Raw genomic sequence first — 18697 nt, 5'->3', positions numbered from 1 at the left:
CCGATATGTTAGCCATCTATCAAAGCACCTTGTTGCTTAGCTTGCCGAAACAGAAATTACAAAGCCTCTGCTGCTTAGCGGGGGCTTTGTTGTTTTTGGGCCTAGCCGGCTGCGCGAAAAATCCAGTGACTGGCGAACAGAACTTTGTGATGTTCAGTGAGGACAAGGAGCTTCAACTTGGCCGGGAATATCATCCGCAGATTATGTCGCAATATGGGCGCTATGAAGATGAGGCCCTACAGACCTACGTGCAACAGGTCGGCGAACGAGTCGCCAATATCAGTCATCGGCAGGAGCTGGTTTACCGTTTTACAGTGCTAGACTCCCCTGTCGTTAATGCGTTTGCGCTGCCTGGCGGCTATATCTACATTACCCGCGGCCTGATGGCTTACCTGAATTCTGAAGCGGAGTTGGCAGCGGTGCTGGGTCATGAGGTGGGTCATGTGACGGCACGACATGGTGTGCGTCAACAAAGTGCTTCTCAGGCAGCGAATCTAGGATATACCGTTGGTGCCTTGTTGTTGCCTGAATTACGTACTGCGGGTGCCCAAAATGCGTTCAATATGCTGGGTGGAGCATTATTGAGTGGCTATGGTCGCGAACATGAGCTTGAGTCAGATCGGCTTGGCGCAGAATATCTGGCTAAAAGTAACTATGATCCGCAAGCAATGCTTGAAGTGATTGGGGTGCTTAAGGATCAATCTGTTTTTGCTGAAGCACAGGCCAAAAAGCAAGGACAGGATTATCAGGGCTATCATGGCCTGTTTGCGTCACATCCTGATAATGACACGCGTTTGCGTGAAGTGGTGAACTCGGCTGACCAGTATTTGAATGGGCCTCGTGGTGAAGTGGGTGAACAAGCTTATTTGTCACGAATTGATGGCATGGTGTTTGGTGATAGCGAATCTCAGGGTATTCGCTCAGGACGGGATTTCTATCACGCCGACATGCAATTTGCCTTACGTTTTCCGGAAAACTGGTTTGTTCAAAACAATCCAAGCAGCTTACAGGCGATGGCACCAGAAGGGCGTGCTTTCCTAGAAATTGGGGCAAGTGATATTAACCGTCGCCAAGATCCGGCAACCTTTATCCGAGAAAGACTAGGTATTTCAACGCTTCGAAATGGTCAGCCACTCAATAATCATGGCTTGCAAGGCTATACCGGCGTCACTCAGCAACAGGGTAAATTGCTCCGTGTTGCGGTGGTCTATTTGAATAATCAGGCATTCGTTTTTATTGGCGGTGCCAAGCAGGATCAGCAGTTTGCCGAGTTTGACCGCTTGATTTTGGAGACGGCATCAAGCCTGCATGCGTTGCGGCCGGATGAGCGCGAATTGGCGAAAGCACAACGAATCGAAGTCGTTAAAGTCAGCTCAAACGACAGTTATGCGCGCTGGGCGGCGCAAAGCCGAATTACCAACAGTCCACTGGAACAATTGCAATTACTTAATGGCGATTTTCCGGGTGGCGAATTACAAGCCGGCCAATTAAAAAAGCGCGTTCGCTGATTTTAAAATAACTCAATCAACGCATCATCGGTCTGCTCTGATTCGCCAGTTTCATTGGTGGAGCGTTGGCTGCTGGTTTGCGGAACTTCTCCCGTGCGGAAAGTTTCAAATAGACCATCATCACTACCGGGCCTTGCCAATAATCCCGTTTCAGGATCAATGCGAACGGTTACCATATCGACAGGCGGGCGAAAGGGTTCTTCCGGGACATTGGCGAGGGCTTCCCGCATAAAGTCAATCCACATCGGCAGGGCGGCTCGGCCACCAGTTTCAAAGTGCCCCAACGACCGTGGTGTATCAAAACCCACCCAACTAACAGCAACTAATTCTGGGGTGAAACCATTGAACCAGGCATCCACCTGGTCATTTGTGGTCCCCGTTTTTCCGGCTAAATCATTACGTCCCAGTGTAAGTGCTTGGCGGCCAGTGCCAAACTTGACGACATCGCGTAGCATACTACTCATTAGATAGGCATTCTGTGCACTAATAATGCGCGGCGCCGGTTTAAACCCCATCCATTGTTGAACCAATTGCTGCTCTGGATCCGCATCAACCTGCTCTGGCGCCTCAATGGGTGTTATGCAGGTTTCGCAGACAGTAGCCGGTTCGGCCTGCTGTAAAATGTTGCCATCACTATCTTCAACACGCTTTATCAGATACGGCTCAATTAAATATCCCCCATTGGCAAACACAGCATAGGCACGAGCCATATCGATCGGCGCAGCACTCCCGCTGCCAAGTGCCAGCGATAAATTACGTGGCAATTGGTCGGGGTCAAAGCCAAATTGTTTAGCATAATCAACAACGTAATTAATACCAATATCACGCATCAGACGAATTGAAACCAGATTGCGAGAATGGGTCAGTGCCTCGCGTAATCGCGTTGGACCGTAAAATTGGCCACTGTAATTTTCCGGCCGCCAGACATTTTCCAAGCCGACATCATCAAATACCACGGGTGCGTCATTGATGATACTCGCTGCGGTATAACCGCGTTCAAGTGCAGCGGAGTAAATAATGGGTTTAAATCCTGAGCCCGGTTGACGTTTGGTCTGGGTCACGCGATTAAATTTGTTATGAAAAAAATCAAATCCCCCCTGCAGTGCAGTGATGCCGCCATCATAAGGTGATAAGGCAACCATTGCTGCTTCCGCTTCTGGTATTTGCGCCAGCTGCCAGTCATTATCTTGGTTTTGCTTGAGATAGATGACATCACCGGCGGTAATAACCTCACTGAGTTTTTTTGGTTTTTTGCCAAGCCGGTTGGTACTGATTTTCGGTTGTGCCCAGCTTACCGCATCAAATGTCAGGCTGGCGTTACCGGTGCGACGAATATAAACGTCTGCAAGTGTGTCCGCCTCATTGAGGCTGAGTACTAATGCGGGTTGCAGCCCGCCAATAGCTTGAAAGGGATCTAATAATGATTCAGCCTGTTCGGCATCCGGGAGGCTACTCCACTCTAATTGTTGGATCGCACCGCGATAGCCATGACGGCGGTCATAAGCCGATAATGCTTCTTGTAATGCGCTTGTCGCCGCTTGTTGATGAACCTTATTAATGGTCGTGTGAACCTTGATGCCATCAGTGTAAAGTTGCTCGCCATAGGTTTCAAAAAGCGTGGTGCGAATCATTTCGGCAACATAAGGCGCATAAACCTCGACGTCACGATTGTGATATCGGGCTGATACTGGCTCGGCAACCGCTGCTTGATAGGCTGCTTTATCAATGAATCCAACGCTTAGCATGCGGCTCAAAACATAATTTCGACGTTGCAAGGCTCGCTCTGGATTGGCTATCGGGTTTGAAGCTGATGGGGCTTTCGGCAAACCAGCAATCATGGCCATTTCAGCTAGCGTTAGTTCAGATAGCGCTTTCCCGTAATAAACTTCGGCAGCAGCACCAACCCCGTAGGCGCGGCTACCGAGATAAATTTTATTGAGATACAAAGCCAGGATTTCTTCCTTGCTTAGTGTTTGTTCAATTTTTAACGCCAGAATAATCTCATTGAGTTTACGTAAATACGTTTTTTCACGACTTAGAAAGAAGTTACGCGCAACCTGCATGGTAATGGTGCTGCCACCTTGGGTTTTTTCACCGGTTACCAGTAAACTGTAGGCTGCACGGAGGATACCTTGATAATCTACGCCGGGATGCTCAAAAAACCGATCATCTTCGGCAGCCAAAAAGGCTTCTATTAATGTTCCCGGAATCGCATCATATCCCGCGGGAATACGCCTTTTTTCGCCAAACTCTGCGATCATCAAGCCTTCACTACTGTAAATACGCAGTGGAATTTGCAGCCGAACTTCGCGGAGTGAGGCAGTATCCGGCAGCTTGGGCGCCAGAAAATAATAAACGGCGGCAAGGCTGAGCATACCGATAATGGCCAGTGCAAACAGGCTTTGCAGCAGGCGAAGCAGGAATCGAGGCATGAAATATAATGAGATCGCAAAAAATAGTGTATTAAAGTATATCTAAACAGCGGCAGAAAATCAGTGTCACGGCTAACGTGTTGTTAATTGAGTTTTTTTATTGACATCTCGTTAATTGTTAATAAACTACTTTAAGTAGGTAAGCTAACTTTTTCTCATAAGGTAAAACGTCAGACATCGAGGCTCGGCATGTTTGGAAGGAAGAAGTCCCCCTTGCTGGGGATAGACATCAGCTCATCAGTAGTGAAAATACTGGAGTTGCAACAGAAAGGAGATCGCTATTTAGTCGAATCTTATGGCGTTGAGCCGTTGCCGGTAAATGCGGTGATTGAGGGGCGGATCGAAAATAGTGATGAAGTGGCGGGCGCGATCAAACGTGCGATAAAGCGCGCAAATTCCAAAGCCAAAGAAGCTGCTGTGGCCGTTTCGGCGAATGCGGCAATCACGAAAGTAGTCTCTTTCCCTGCCTCACTGAGTGGTCGTGAGCTCGAAGAGAGTGTGATGCTGGAGGCAGAAAATTACATCCCTTACCCCTTAGAGGAAATTCGTTTAGATTTTGAAGTATTGGGTACCTCGGCGCTAGATGCTGAAGCGGTTGATGTGTTACTCGCCGCCTCGCGTCGGGAAAATGTCGATGCCCGGACTGCGGTTTTGGAAAAAGCGGGCTTAAAACCTAAATTGGTTGATGTTGAAGCCTATACTATCGAGAATGCTTTCATACTCATTGCCAATCAATTACCGGGGCAAGGCGAAGGAATGACGATTGCTGTGGCGGATGTGGGAGCAACAGTGACGACACTGTATGTCTTGGTTGATGGCAAAATTGTCTTTACGCGTGAACAAGCTTTTGGCGGCAGAATGCTCACAGAAGATATCGAGCGTCACTATGGGATGTCTTATCAGGAAGCAGGCCGAGCAAAGAAAGATCCCGCCAGTTTGCCTGATGATTATCAAAGCAAAGTGTTAGAACCCTTTAAACGCTCAATGACAATGACGGTTACCCGGGCGTTACAATTCTTTTTTTCGGCCTCCAGTCAGTATCAGTCCATTGATCATATTTTACTCGCCGGGGGATGCGCTTCGATTGAAGGCATTGCCGAGAAAATTGAGGGCGAGACGGGCACGCCGACCTCGGTCGCTAACCCATTTGCAGATATGGTTATTGCCTCCCGCATCAAAGTGCAGGCATTAAGTAATGATGCGCCATCGATGATGATTGCCAGTGGACTCGCCATGAGGAGCTTTGACTAATGGCACACATAAATCTGCTGCCTTGGCGTGAGGAGCGTCGTCAGGAGCGCCAACAACAATTTTATATTGCCCTTTTTATCACGGTCTTGTTTGCCTTGGGCGTGATGTATTTTGTCACTAATTTTGCGAATGGCTTGCTGGATGAGCAGAAACAACGGAATGCGTTTCTGCAGCAGGAAATTACCAAGGTCGATAAGATTATTAAAGACATTCAGGATCTGGAAAAGAAACGGGCAAGACTCATTGCGCGTATGGAAGTGATTCAGGAATTACAACAAAGCCGACCAAAGGTTGTAAAAGTATTGGATGCCTTGGTTCGAGATTTGCCAGAAGGGACACACTTGGAAACCATTTCAAGAACGGGAGATACGCTAACGCTGCAAGGAGTTGCCCAAACCAATGCGCGTGTCTCGGTGTTAATGCGTCAATTGGATGAAGATGCCGAATTTAAAGAATCCAAGCTGCGGGTTGTGCAACGGACTTCGACACGTGATGATGCAATACGAAAATTCACGCTGGATGTGGACGAAAGTAAACCCGGACAGGATGAGGGGGCAGAGTAATGGAACTCGGGGCATTATCAAACCTGGACTTTGAAGAAAGCGGTGAGTGGCCATTTGTCGTTAAAGTAGCCGCACTGATCCTGATTTGTGCTTTAGTCTGGGGAGCGGGCTATTACTTCATCATTAAGGATAAGCGGGCTGAGTTGGAAAAACTCGAACAAAAAGAAACGGAGCTCCGGCAGGTATTTGAAACCAAGCAAGCCAAGGCCGTGAATTTGGATGCTTACAAAGAGCAAATGAAAGAAATGGAAGTGTTGTTTGCCTCCATGTTGCAACAATTACCACGAAAAAATGAAGTCGCTGATTTGCTGGTCGATATTTCGCGTACCGGACTGGAAAATGGGCTGGAATTTGAGTTGTTCAAACCGGAAGGTGAGCGTCCAATCGACTTCTATGCGGAGTTACCAATAACGATGAAACTGACTGGCAAATATCATCAATTTGGTCAGTTTGCCAGTGGCATTGCCGCTTTGCCGCGGATCGTAACCTTGCACAATATCAAAATGGGACCCATGACGGATGCCGGCGTGATGACCATTGATCTGTCAGCGAAAACCTATCGTTATTTTGACGAGCAAGAAAAATGATCGCGTTAATTCACCCTATTTTCTATCATCGCCGTCTCACGGTTTGGCTTTTGGCTTTGCTTGGGGCCGTCTCGTTAAGTGGTTGCCAGTCTGAAAAAGATGATTTGGATGCCTACGTGAAAGAGGTAAAACAACGTTCTCAAGCCGATATTCCGCCTATTCCTGTGATGCAGCCATATCAAAAATTTGAATATGCGGCGACAGAACTGCGAGATCCATTTGTGCCAACCGTTGTCGATGTGCCTGAGGCCTTAGTGGAAACAGGGCCAGATAATGGTATTGCACCTGATACCAATCGGCGCAAAGAGGCACTCGAATTCTTCCAATTATCAGAACTACGATTTGTCGGCACGCTTGAACAAGAAACTTTATGGGCTTTGGTTCGCGCACCAGATAGCGTAATTCATAAAGTGCGTGTCGGGAATTATATGGGCATGAACTACGGCGAAGTAACCGCGATAAGTGAGAGTGATATTAAGCTGACGGAAATTGTGCCAGATGGCAATGGTTACAAAGAGCGGGAAGCGGCGCTTTCAGTGGTTGAGATTAATTAAAGGCCAGCTGACATGACTAATAGAGACGTAATGACAATGGACAGAAAAAAAATCACAGCAAACCGGTTTAGTGGAGCAGCTAAAAAGCGTCTCAAAGTCGGACTTAGTGGCATCTTGTTAATGTGGCTGAGTACCAATCAGGCGCAGGCCGCTGATTTACAGGACTTGGAGTTCGCGGCACTTCCCGGCGATAAAGCACAAGTCACGCTGACTTTTTCAGAGTCCGTAGTGAAACCGGAAAGTTTTGCCACGGATGATCCGGCGCGGATTGTGCTGGATTTTCATGGTGTCAAAAATAAATTAGCTGAGCGAACCAAGCAGGTTAATAATGGTGACACACGCAGTATTGCCACAGTCGAAGCGGGAGAGCGTACCCGCATGGTCATTAACTTGTTACGTAAAATTCCTTATGAAATTACGACGCAGGGCAATACAGTTAAAGTGATGCTGTCTAGCCGCTCGCAAGGCATGGCAGCCGATGAGCGTCGCAGTATTCCACGTGACTTATCTGCAAACCAGGTGACGAATGTCGATTTTCGTCGCGGTGAGTCCGGAGAAGGTCGGTTGATATTAAATCTGGCGGCACCGGGTGCGGCGATTGATGTCCGCCAAGAACGGGATACGGTCGTGGTGGAATTACCGGGCGTGAGTTTGCCTGAAAACCTGCACCGCCGATTAGATGTGGTGGATTTTGCTACACCAGTGACGATGATTGATGCCGAACAGCAGCGTGACGGGACGCGAATCATCTTATCAACAAACCAGGATTTTCAGCATTTAGCTTACCAATCGGATGATCAGCTGGTCGTTGAAGTGAAATCACGGGCGAGTGCCGAATCGGAGCGGGATGCGCGTGGTGAACAACAAGTCTACTCTGGTGAAAAGCTGTCATTGAATTTTCAGAATATCGAGGTGCGTGCGGTATTGCAGTTGTTGGCTGACTTTAACGGGATGAACTTGGTTACCAGTGATACCGTCAGTGGTAACCTGACACTGCGATTGAAGAATGTGCCTTGGGATCAAGCGCTGGATATTATTCTCAAAACCAAAGGTCTGGCGATGCGCCAAAATGGCAACGTTATGTTGATTGCGCCCGCCGCCGAGATTGCGGCTCGTGAAAAACAGGAGCTGGAAGCCCGAAAACAGTTAGTTGAGCTCGAACCTTTATATTCTGAAATTATAGAAGTCAATTTTGCCAAAGCGTCTGAAATTGCCACGATTCTGACTACCACACAAGGTAAGTCTGCCGATGGTCAAGGTGGCTTCTTATCAGAACGCGGCAGCGTCGTGGTTGATGAACGAACCAACTCCCTACTGCTAAGAGATACCGCAGATGGTTTGCTTGAAGTACGTCGTTTAATTGAAAGCCTGGATATCCCAGTCCGACAAGTCTTAATTGAGTCGCGTATTGTCATTGCGAATAACGACTTTGGTAAAGAGTTAGGCGTCAGGTTTGGTACTTCAGCACAAAGTAACACACTCGGTGCGGGGACATCTGGTAGTCTCAATGGCCTGGATTTAAATACGAATAATAGTGATCAGGTTCGAGCTATTAACTCTGTTGGTAGTGATTTAAATGTGAATTTGCCGGTCGCTAATCCAGCTGGTTCCATAGCGCTTGCGCTTGCCAAATTACCATTGGGGATGATTTTGGAGTTGGAATTGTCAGCAATGCAGGAAGAGGGCCGCGGTGAGGTGATTTCCAGCCCACGCGTCATTACTTCTAACCAGAAGCAAGCAACCATTGAACAAGGTACAGAGATCCCATATCAAGAAGCCTCATCAAGTGGCGCGACCTCGGTTTCTTTCAAAGAAGCCGTGCTAAAACTGGACGTCACCCCGCAAATTACACCAGATGATCGTATTGTGATGGATCTGGAGGTTAACAAAGACGAAGTGGGCGAAATTTTCTTGAATGTACCCAGTATCGATACGCGGAGCGTTAAAACCCAAGTCCTTGTTGATAATGGAGAAACTGTGGTGCTTGGCGGTATCTATGAACAAACCAAAAATAATCAGGTCACCAGGGTGCCATTTTTTGGTGACTTGCCTTACGTAGGGGCACTATTCCGAAGTACGCTCAATGAAGACCGGCAACGTGAGCTTCTCGTTTTTGTAACCCCAAAAATTGTTAAAGAAGGCTTAACTTACTAAGTCTTGAGAGACTGTTAAAATAGAAGCCGGGTCGGCTATGTTCGACCCGGCTTTTTTGTCACAGGACTAAAATAAAGTTAAGAGATCGGGCGCATCGTGATTACAGGTAATCTTTTTCTGGTTGGGCCGATGGGCGCAGGGAAGTCGACAATTGGTCGACATCTGGCGAAACGGTTGCGCCGAACCTTTCTTGATAGTGATCGTGAGATTGAGCAACGAACGGGTGTGTCTATCTCTTGGATATTTGAAATGGAAGGGGAAGCCGGTTTTCGGGAACGAGAGCAGAAAATGATCGAAGCTCTGACCGAGATGGATAATATTGTGCTCGCTACCGGAGGGGGAGCGGTTTTAGCTGAAATGAATCGACAATATCTGTCTGAACGAGGCACAGTGATTTATTTAGCAGCGAGTGCGGAACAGCTGTTTCGGCGAATGGCACGTGATAAATCCAGGCCTTTGCTGCAAACCGGAGATAAAAAGAAGCAGATTAAATCGTTATTGACCAAGCGAGATCCGCTGTATCGTGAGATAGCCGATATTGTGGTTCTGACTGGCGAGCAATCTGTACAACGTACCGTGACAGAAGTGATTCGCAAACTCGAACAAAAACAGAAAGAAACCAAGCTATGATGAAAACCTTGCAGGTAGCCCTAGGGGCGCGAAGTTATCCAATTTATATTGGACAGAATATTCTGACTGAAAGTAGCCTGTTTGCCAGCCATATCAAAAGCAGAGAAGTGTTGGTGGTGACCAATGAGACCGTGGCACCACTGTACCTGGATGTCGTTATGACCTCTTTACAGGACTATCGAACGGAAAAGATCATCTTGCCCGATGGCGAACAGTACAAAACACTGGAAATCATGTCACGGGTTTTTGACCATATGTTGAAGGCCCGCTTTTCGCGGCAGGCAACTATTGTTGCGCTGGGCGGCGGCGTGATAGGTGACATGGCCGGGTTTGCTGCTGCCTGTTACCAGCGCGGTGTGCCATTTATTCAGGTACCAACCACCTTACTATCACAGGTTGACTCTTCTGTTGGTGGCAAAACAGCAGTCAATCATCCGTTGGGGAAAAACATGATAGGCGCGTTTTATCAGCCACAATGTGTGTTTGCTGATACGGCAACGCTCAATACCCTTGATGATCGACAGTTTTCGGCCGGTATGGCGGAAGTCATCAAATATGGATTGATCAATGATATCGAGTTCTTCTCATGGCTGGAGGAGAATATGACAAAACTGATGGATCGGGATCCGGAGCTATTGGCCCAGGCTATCGCTCGTTCTTGCCAAGACAAAGCTGATATTGTTGCTGCGGATGAATATGAAACCGGCCTGCGAGCATTACTAAATTTGGGGCATACTTTTGGCCATGCGATTGAGACAGGCTGTGGTTATGGTCAAGTCTTGCATGGTGAAGCGATAGCAATAGGTATGGTTATGGCGGCGTGGATGTCGCAATGCTTAGGCTGGATTAGCGCCGATGATGTCAAACGCGTTCAGGCGATTTTAAATGCGGCCAGATTACCCATAACGGTGCCGGAAACGATGACCCCTGATCAGTTTATGTCATTGATGGCGGTGGATAAAAAAGTGCAGGATGGTGCGATTCGGCTTATTTTGCTGACAGCGATTGGCAAAGCTGTATTAAGCGATGACTATGAACCGTCTGCATTGGATGCTACCTTGACGCATTTTTGCCAATAACAGGTACCCGAGATGACGGAGTTACATGCGACTGCCGAACCTGTCTACCTGGACAGACTGGCATTACATAGTAATCCGTTCAGTGCCCGTCTATTGAACGGCGCAATATACATGGGCCAGCAATTCGAGCAAAACCTGAATTTGTGTTTGCACCTGTTGAGAAGTACGACGCAGATTCCGGTTATTGTCGCACCGGCTGGATATGGTAAAACAACCCTGTTGACGGCGCTGAATCAGAAAGCTGCGGAAGATCTGCGCTGTTGCGTGATTCGGGCGCAAGAGATCACCAGCCCGCAATTACTTCTGGATAAATGCTTACGAACGTTTGGGTCGAGTGGTGACTGGGAACTGCCCACTGATTTGCAACAGCTACTACGGCAACGATTGCAACAATTAAAGCAGGCCAATGTGACCCCGGTTCTTTTGATAGATGATGTGGATCAGCTTTCCGCTGAGATGCAACAACAATTGGGGCATTGGCTGCAATGGCAAGAATCAGAACAGTTCCTTTGGCGTGCTGTTTTGACGACATCCCATGTCAGTGCCATTCAGCCAATGCAAAGTGACCGTTTGCAGGTTCTGTCTTTGGGGGGGCTTGTCGAAAAAGAAATTTCGGGTTATCTGCTGCAACGTTTACAAGCTGCTGGCTGGCAAGACAGTCTGCCATTTACCGAAAAACAGTTAAATCGAATTCAGCGACGTAGCAAAGGTATTCCCAGCGAAGCCAATCATCAGGCACACCAGACGCTGATGGGCTTTGAAGGTCGGTGGTCATTGCCAGCATTGCCAACCTGGAATCCCCCTCGCTGGATGAAATGGCTGCCGATGATCCCGGTGATTATCGCTGGTATTTTACTGCTTGTTTTTCAACAAACGATCAATAGCTGGCTAAGCACATCAACCGACGATCACGAGACCAATGTCATTGAGATTGAGGCACCTGCTGAGATACCGACGATCACCGTAGAGTCTGACAAAGTGACCAGTAATGAGGAGGCAGAAAAGCAAGAGCTGATTAATTTACTGGACGACCTTGAAGCAGATCAGCTCACTCGGGACAGGGAGCCCGTCTCCGTAGCACAGCCAGACTTGGTAGAAGTTGACGACATTGAGGAAACTGATTCTGAAGCGGGCCTTGAAGAGGTTGATGAGGTTGTGGCATCAAGTCCCCGTGTTTCTGAGCCCCAGCAGCAAATGTCAGAGCCACAATCTAAGCCGATAACGCCAACGAAAGATGCGAACTGGGTAATGCAACAAAATGCGGTTCATTACACGTTTCAGCTGATGGGCTCTTGGGATCGCACTGAAATTGATCGTTTTGTGCAACACCATGATCTGCAAGAAGATTATGCAATATTTGCCAGTTTGCGCGAGGGAAAAAACTGGTATGCCCTTATTTATGGCGTGTATCCAAACAAGCGTGCCGCAGTTCAAGCAAGTAAAAACTGGGCTGCCCCGTTGAGTGGCATCTCAACTTGGTTACGTCGCTTTCAAGGTGTCCAACAGCAAATTAAAGATAAGCCGCCAATTGATTAATGACCGCGGATGCCTGACAGGTCCTGTCAGCAAAAACCAACCGATACCACAACTGTTGATTAATCAGCGTTGCAGAGATGATGCCTGTTTGGACTAAGGCCTGTAAATCAACCGAGGTCTGAAAACACACCAAAGCTGTTGGCGAATCGAGCACCTTGACACCACGTTGAGTGAGCCAATCATGTAATACTCGGGCATTGTGCAGATTTTTTTTCAGATCAGTTTGTATCTGTTGCAGTCCATGCTGTTTTAAGGTTAGCCATAATGGCAGGAAATATTCGGCGCCATAAGATCCAGGTAGTCGTGAGTCTGGCTGAGCACAAAGATAATCTGCTTGTATCGGTAATGGCGCCAATGGTTGCCGATAAAATAGTGTGCCGCAAGGCCTTGGTTGCCCTAGCGCTTTATGTGGGTCAAAGCAAAGTGAGTCAGCAAGCGCGCTAAGCTGCTTAAGCTGTGGATCGACCAAAAAGGCTTTAAAACCGCCCCATGCAGCGTCAATATGCCACCAAAAATCCTTATCTGGCATGAGTGTGGTTAACTCAAATGAAGGACTGATTTGACCGCTGCTGGTGGTGCCAAACGTTTGAATCATTGCCACAGGCGGCACTTCACAGGCTTGTTGCCAAAGCGAAAAATCATCCGGAAAAAGCTGTAGGGACAGCCCGAGTGTTTGACAGGCTTTTGCTACCGAGTAGTGTGCATCCTGCCCGGCATAAACCCAATGCCTGTTTGGGTAGCGTTGTTTTGCCATCGACAGCGCTTCGACATTACTGTAGCTGCCACCCGGCGTAAAATGCATATCTGGAAAATGAAATAGTCGACAAAGCTGCGTTTTAACTTCTTGTTCAGCCTGAGCCAGTTTTGGTGATAGCGATGGAGAAAGCAGATTGCCCTGATGCAAACCAGCAAGTATCTGTCCGGCCAGTGCGGCAGGGTAAAGATGACCGCGCATGTGTGCGGCGGAGTACGTTCCGCTATATTGTGTAGCCTCATTCAACAAATCGAGGCATTGTGATTGCAGTTCGGCAGGCAGCGTTAATGCCAGTTGCGCGAGAATTTCAGTAAAGTTGGCAGAAGTCTGACTCATCGCAACGGAATTTTTTTACTGAGGAAGTCTTCGAAATCTGCCGCATGGGTCACACTGCAAGGTATCGAAAAATGTTCAAAAAAACGGCCAAAGTAACCATCTATTATGCCGCTGGCGGTGAGTTGTTCGACATGATCGGAATCAATGGCAGCCGATTTGACCAGAAGCAATTCTTTCAATCCTTGTGCTGCGGTTAACCATAACGCCAGGCTATCGGAGGTCAACTGCCAGCTATGCGGCAAATCGGTTTGTAATAATGCCTCATCATCCGGGAGCCAAATAAATAAACCCGTGGCGGGTAACTTTTGGTTGCTGTCGGTAAAGGTTTCGGCTGCTGCGGTCAGATCGTTTAATAACAGGCCATATTGACGCATGGCCAGCAGTGCCATTCGGTGTGCAGCCGTTTGCGAGAGCATTGGGTAATCTGTTTGGGCGGTTCGGACTGTATTTGCGAAAGGGCCGCCACCGGGAACGATAATGATCTGTTGGGTCTGCGCAGATCCGGTAAGTGTTTTTAGCCATGCTGCTAAAAAACCATCGCGGTAAAGGCTGCCACCGAGTTTGACGACAACACTCATGATCGCAATAACGTCACCAGATCCAACATGGCGGCAGCCTTATCAAGCACTTCCTGATGCTCAGCTTCACAATCAGAGTCGGCAACAATGCCGCCACCAGCCCAAAACCGTAAGCGCTGCTGGTTAAATACCAGAGTTCGAATGGTAATGCTGCTATCCATATTGCCATCAAAGCCAAGATAGGCGATGCTGCCACAATAGACCCCACGCCGATGTGGTTCGAGTTCTTCGATGATTTGCATGGCGCGCAGTTTGGGCGCGCCGGTGATAGAGCCGCCAGGAAAACAGGCGCGTAATAAAGCGGCCGCAGACTGATTTTTGGCCAATTTCCCCGTAATGGTACTGACAAGGTGGTGAACGGTTGCAAAGCTTTCCAGTTGAAATGCTTTGGGGACGGCAATGCTGCCCGGCATACAAACCTTGCCCAAATCGTTGCGAAGTAAATCAACGATCATCAGATTCTCCGCTTGATCTTTGGCACTGTTCATCAGTGCTTTCGCTTGTTTTTCGTCGTTTTCCGGGTTGGTCAAATCACGAGGCCGGGTGCCTTTTATCGGTTTGGTTTCAATGTGTCCTGCACGGACTTGTAAGAGCCTTTCCGGTGAGGAACTCAAGATAGCAGCTTCGGGGATAGCAAAAAAAGCCGAGAAGGGTGCCGCGTTACGCTGACGCAGTTGACGGTAGGCTTGCCAAGGATCGCCTGATGCGGCAATTTCAAAACGTTTAGCGAGGTTAACCTGATAGCAGTCACCTTCGCGAATATAGTGCTGAATTTTTGAAAATGCTTGCTGATAGGCGGCTTTATCAAGATTACAACGTAATTCGCCACTGACCTGAAAAGAAGGAACCGTCTTTTTGGGCTGAGCAAGACGCTGTTGAATATCAGCCAGATTTTGTGCGCGAAGTGGATCAAAGCCATGACTATACAAATGGCAAAGCTGTTGTTGATGATCAACAACCAAGGCCCAGTCATAGAGGCCTACTGCCATTTCGGGTAAATTTTCTTCAGCGCGTGCAAGGCTGGGTAAATGCTCAATCCGCCGAGCCAAATCATAGGCAAAATACCCCATGGCACCGCCGGTAAAAGGTGCTGACTTCGATGCCACAGGGTAACGTTGCAAGTGGCTTTGCAGTATCCAGAAAGGGTCATCCTGATACGTTTTCGCTGGCTGGTGGCGGTGTTGCACAACAGTCTGTTCACCAGTCGTTTTCAGCGTGATAAACGGATCGGCACTGAGAATATCGTAACGGCCGCCATAATGTTGCACACCAGCACTGTCCAGAAATATTGGCCAAGGCAAATCTCGAATAGAGGAAAAATAATCTGCACTGTCTGCCCGGTAGGGCAGTTCAATGATACGCAGGGTCGGTGAGCTCATGCCGGTATTTTACGTGAACTGTCGCCAGCCAAGAAGTGCTAGTGCACTGGCTGGGGCACCGATGGCCGCCTGTTGAGACAGATTTTTATTCAGAGACTGAATCGGGCGATGAAGCGCTTTTGCCAAGCGTTTAGCTAAAAAATGACCAATACCAACCGCAATGATGGGATCCTCATCTCCCAATGAATGCTGCTGTACGACTTGGTTTGCACTGACAATTAACTGTTGGAGTTGCTGTTCGGCATACCAATTTGCCAGAGTCAGCCATTGTTCTGCGGTGAACTGCCCGGCGTCAGTCCCTACCATTCTGGCCAGCCTTTGCCGACAATGCGCCAGCTGCCAACTTTGTCCATCTGCAGAAATATCCTGAATGGTTGCCGGTAACGCATGACATATGCGCCAGATATCACCGGTAGTGGCAAAAAGCTCATTAGCGACGTGTTGTTGATAGCCAGCAAATGGCACCTGTTGGGCCAGGGCAATTAAAGGGGTTCTTATCACACCGGTATAAACCAACTCACCACTGCGTAGACGGGCTTGATCTGTCAACCCGGCTAATGCTGGTCGATGATGTTTGATGGCAATGATATCGGTTGTGGTACTGCCAATATCAACCAGCAAACCAGACTCAATATGTTGTCCGAGCCAACTGGCGGTTGCCAGCCAGTTCATGGAGGCGACTTGATGCCAGTTTTGCTGTGCTGCTGACAGGGACAACCAGCGGTCTGAGGCACTAAATACCCGACATTTTTCCGCTGCAATTTGTTTTCCGATGCAAGAAAGAATCTCATTGACACCATGTTGCCGATCCCTGAAACAGTCTGCTGACTCCCCGGTCAGGGTCAAAAAGTGAAAATCATTTTCATTATTGAGTTCTGATAAGACTTGATTGACTAATTTGTCTAGCTCTTGAATACCCCGCCAAAGAGGACAAACCCATTCCCGGCTATGGATAATTTCGCCAGCAGCATTGCACCGGCTAACTTTGAGATGTGCCCCTCCGATATCCCAGCCTGAGTAATATCTGGTCATGAAGGTAACGCCTCAAGGAGCAATTGTGAGGAAGAAATGCCAAGTTTTGGCACGTGATTAAAGGCGGTTGTCAGGCGCGGATTCACCTCAATGAGGTATGTCCTCTCAGCACTATGCAGCAAGTCAACCCCGATAAATCCCCATAGTCCAGGAATAGCACGGTGCAGTTGCTTGGCCAATTGCTGAGCATCCTGCTGGCTAAAGCTACTTGGATAATCAATCCCGGTTTCAACATGATGGAAATGAAGTTGTCCGGCTTGTTTTTCTATTTGCTGTCGGTTGAGTGATAACACCTGACAAGTTGAGTCACTGATAAATAAACACAGACTGAGTGACTGCCCTGTTAGATAGGGTTGTACCAGTTGTTGAGTCAAATCCTGATGTGAGGATTGTTCCAGGTGGGTCTGTAAGGCTTTTGCATCATTAAAAAAATAAGTTTCAACGCAGCCTGCGCCATCACGGGGTTTACAAATGAACGGACCTGAAAATGCCGGTTGCGCCAGCCAGTCTATGGCTAATTGGCCAGTGATAGTTGTGATACCGGCCCGTTCCAAGTGTTCTGCACAAAGCATTTTATCTGTACAAATAAAAATAGCCTCAGGCGTGCAACCAAGCCATTGACTGGTTGAGTCGGTTACGATTCTGGCCATGTCGTAGAGGATATGATTGGTTTCCGGAGCTATGATTAACGTCGCTTCTGCTTGTTCAAGTTGCGCTGCCAACAGCGCAGGAAATTCTGTCAGATCGCCGACCCACTGGTGTGCTGCGCCTGCTAATGGCAATAGAGATTGCGCTCGCAGTGTGGTGAGATTGAAAGGCGTATTCTGTAGATCCATGATTAAAGCTTGCAGCATGGCATCGCCTTCGGCGGTCAGGGCTGGATCCGGATTAAGGCCGGCTGCACCACTGGTAAAATATTCAAGAATGAGTATTTGCATAGTCGAGGAATATCACAATAGATGAAGATTATACCGGTCATTGATGTCAAGGCGGGGCAAGTTGTCATGGCCAATGGCAAAAATCGAGCTGACTATCCTTTACTGCGTTCCATCATAACGCCGCATACGACGCCGACTAAGGTAGTAGCGGATTTATTGGACTTTCATGACTTTGATACCCTTTATATTGCTGATTTGGATAGTATTATGGGCAATCAGTTTAACTGGCATTTTTATCAGGATTTGGCGGCCTGTTTTCCGCAGCTGACCATTTGGCTGGATGCCGGTTTGAAAAGCACAGATTTGCTGGCTAAAGCTGCGCCAAGAAAAAATGTGCAGTGGGTGGCTGCGTCTGAGACGTGTGCCTACAATGGTATGCCTGAAAGACAACATCCTTGGGTGTTATCGTTGGATTTCAAAGGGGATCAATTACTGGGTGACGCCCATTGGTTGGACTGCGTTGAAAACTGGCCGCAGTCAATTATTGTCATGGATCTGGATAGAGTAGGAAAACAGCAGGGACCGGGCATGTCGCGCCTGAAAACGTTAATGGCAGGTCGGGTGGAGCAAAACTGGATTGCGTCTGGTGGGGTTCGACATGTTCAGGATCTCCATACCTTACACCTGAGTGGGGTAAAGGCGGTGTTGTTGGCCAGTGCCTTACATCACGGCGTTTTAAATAAACAGCATCTTCTGGCGAGTGAATCTTGGACATAAAAAAACCGCCCCAAATGAGGCGGTTTTTCTTAAGCAAAAGTCGGGGCTTATTTTGCGCCGAAAGGATGCTCACTAGATTTGTATTGTGCAACAACGTCTGCTGCTTTAGGCTCACGCGCAACGGCACGTTTAATCGCCTCTTTCGTTGCACGGTAGTTCCAATCCTGGATCTTTTCATCACTGTCCGCTGTTGGTGAAATAAAGACGCCAACACAAATAAAGCAATCATCTGCTTCGGATGCCGGAATAGTCCCATCTTCAACACATTCTGCGACAGCGACGGAAACGCCTCGTTGCGCAGGACCAAACATTTGCACCGCTTGTTTCATGTTTTTGATGGTGACCTTGTTAAACATGACGGTAGCGGGTTTTACCATCAGATTAGGAGCAACAACGGCCAACAGACCGTTAACACCTTGTTTCTGATCCGTCATGGTACGGCAAAAGGCATCTTCTGCAGCTGAGCCACGTGGGCCCATTAGCAAGTCAATGTGAGCAACGTTATCGAGGTCACCGTCTTCGATGACCAGAGATTCACCTACGAGTACGCGATCGATTACTGGCATGATATATCTTCCTGTTCCAAAAAAATTGTCAAAAAGGCTCATTTTTTTTCCGCCCTTATCGGGGCGGTTTATACGTAATAAAGGAACGTATCACCTGCTCAGC

At 48.1% G+C, this 18697-nt stretch carries 17 protein-coding genes; 10 read left to right on the top strand and 7 right to left on the bottom strand.

Annotation, left to right across the window (positions count from 1 at the left end; translation table 11 throughout):
* The first annotated feature begins 5 nt into the window (after positions 1-5).
* Complete coding sequence (locus Q7C_RS08625) at positions 6-1508, top strand: M48 family metalloprotease (protein ID WP_014704352.1); 1503 nt, start codon at positions 6-8, stop codon at positions 1506-1508.
* Between the two features lie 2 nt (positions 1509-1510).
* Here Q7C_RS08625 and Q7C_RS08620 read toward each other — a convergent pair whose 3' ends face one another.
* The gene (locus Q7C_RS08620; RefSeq protein WP_014704351.1) at positions 1511-3940 is read right to left on the bottom strand and encodes a penicillin-binding protein 1A; all 2430 of its coding nucleotides are present in this window, start codon (positions 3938-3940) and stop codon (positions 1511-1513) included.
* A gap of 189 nt (positions 3941-4129) precedes the next feature.
* Here Q7C_RS08620 and Q7C_RS08615 point away from each other — a divergent pair, with 189 nt between their 5' ends.
* The 8 genes from Q7C_RS08615 to Q7C_RS08580 all read left to right on the top strand — a co-directional run bounded on the left by Q7C_RS08615 (position 4130) and on the right by Q7C_RS08580 (position 12294).
* Positions 4130-5191, top strand: coding sequence for a pilus assembly protein PilM (locus Q7C_RS08615; RefSeq protein WP_041366681.1), 1062 nt, complete (start codon positions 4130-4132; stop codon positions 5189-5191).
* Positions 5191-5754 carry a PilN domain-containing protein gene (locus tag Q7C_RS08610; protein ID WP_014704349.1) on the top strand — a complete coding sequence of 188 codons (564 nt, stop codon included), beginning with the start codon at positions 5191-5193 and terminating at the stop codon, positions 5752-5754. The genes Q7C_RS08615 and Q7C_RS08610 overlap by 1 nt, the downstream gene beginning before the upstream one ends.
* Entirely contained in the window at positions 5754-6341 is a 588-nt protein-coding gene (locus tag Q7C_RS08605; protein WP_014704348.1) for a type IV pilus inner membrane component PilO, read from the top strand. Before Q7C_RS08610 ends, Q7C_RS08605 begins: the two co-directional genes overlap by 1 nt.
* Positions 6338-6895 carry a pilus assembly protein PilP gene (locus tag Q7C_RS08600; protein ID WP_014704347.1) on the top strand — a complete coding sequence of 186 codons (558 nt, stop codon included), beginning with the start codon at positions 6338-6340 and terminating at the stop codon, positions 6893-6895. Before Q7C_RS08605 ends, Q7C_RS08600 begins: the two co-directional genes overlap by 4 nt.
* A gap of 36 nt (positions 6896-6931) precedes the next feature.
* The gene (locus Q7C_RS08595) at positions 6932-9049 is read left to right on the top strand and encodes a type IV pilus secretin PilQ (RefSeq protein ID WP_014704346.1); all 2118 of its coding nucleotides are present in this window, start codon (positions 6932-6934) and stop codon (positions 9047-9049) included.
* Positions 9050-9142: 93 nt separating this feature from the next.
* On the top strand, positions 9143-9679 hold the full coding sequence (gene aroK / locus Q7C_RS08590) for a shikimate kinase AroK (protein WP_202946533.1): 537 nt from the start codon (positions 9143-9145) through the stop codon (positions 9677-9679).
* Entirely contained in the window at positions 9679-10758 is a 1080-nt protein-coding gene (aroB, locus tag Q7C_RS08585) for a 3-dehydroquinate synthase (protein WP_041367049.1), read from the top strand. Before aroK ends, aroB begins: the two co-directional genes overlap by 1 nt.
* 12 nt (positions 10759-10770) lie before the next feature.
* Positions 10771-12294, top strand: coding sequence for an SPOR domain-containing protein (locus Q7C_RS08580; protein ID WP_041366680.1), 1524 nt, complete (start codon positions 10771-10773; stop codon positions 12292-12294).
* Here Q7C_RS08580 and Q7C_RS08575 read toward each other — a convergent pair.
* From Q7C_RS08575 to Q7C_RS08555, 5 genes are read right to left on the bottom strand one after another with little or no spacing between them, the layout of a single operon-like run.
* Complete coding sequence (locus Q7C_RS08575; RefSeq protein WP_014704342.1) at positions 12269-13384, bottom strand: pyridoxal phosphate-dependent decarboxylase family protein; 1116 nt, start codon at positions 13382-13384, stop codon at positions 12269-12271. The genes Q7C_RS08580 and Q7C_RS08575 overlap by 26 nt on opposite strands.
* On the bottom strand, positions 13381-13962 hold the full coding sequence (locus Q7C_RS08570) for an amino acid kinase family protein (protein WP_014704341.1): 582 nt from the start codon (positions 13960-13962) through the stop codon (positions 13381-13383). The genes Q7C_RS08575 and Q7C_RS08570 overlap by 4 nt, the downstream gene beginning before the upstream one ends.
* Entirely contained in the window at positions 13959-15341 is a 1383-nt protein-coding gene (gene pabB, locus Q7C_RS08565) for an aminodeoxychorismate synthase component I (RefSeq protein WP_014704340.1), read from the bottom strand. Before pabB ends, Q7C_RS08570 begins: the two co-directional genes overlap by 4 nt.
* A 9-nt stretch (positions 15342-15350) precedes the next feature.
* Positions 15351-16373, bottom strand: coding sequence for a hydantoinase/oxoprolinase family protein (locus Q7C_RS08560; RefSeq protein ID WP_014704339.1), 1023 nt, complete (start codon positions 16371-16373; stop codon positions 15351-15353).
* A complete protein-coding gene (locus tag Q7C_RS08555; protein ID WP_014704338.1) occupies positions 16370-17311 on the bottom strand; it encodes an ATP-grasp domain-containing protein in 942 nt (313 codons plus the stop codon). Before Q7C_RS08555 ends, Q7C_RS08560 begins: the two co-directional genes overlap by 4 nt.
* 21 nt (positions 17312-17332) lie before the next feature.
* Between Q7C_RS08555 and Q7C_RS08550 the strand changes: the two genes are divergently transcribed.
* Positions 17333-18028 carry a HisA/HisF-related TIM barrel protein gene (locus Q7C_RS08550; RefSeq protein ID WP_014704337.1) on the top strand — a complete coding sequence of 232 codons (696 nt, stop codon included), beginning with the start codon at positions 17333-17335 and terminating at the stop codon, positions 18026-18028.
* 47 nt (positions 18029-18075) lie between these two features.
* On the opposite strand, the gene fae is transcribed toward Q7C_RS08550, so the two are convergent.
* Positions 18076-18594: a formaldehyde-activating enzyme gene (fae, locus tag Q7C_RS08545; protein WP_014704336.1), complete on the bottom strand. Its 519-nt coding sequence runs from the start codon at positions 18592-18594 to the stop codon at positions 18076-18078.
* Positions 18595-18697 lie beyond the last annotated feature (103 nt).

The sequence above is a fragment of the Methylophaga frappieri genome, from assembly GCF_000260965.1.
In the GTDB taxonomy this organism is placed as follows: domain Bacteria; phylum Pseudomonadota; class Gammaproteobacteria; order Nitrosococcales; family Methylophagaceae; genus Methylophaga; species Methylophaga frappieri.
Note: the sequence above shows the minus strand (reverse complement) of the source record. Positions and strands in the feature narration are given on the sequence as shown.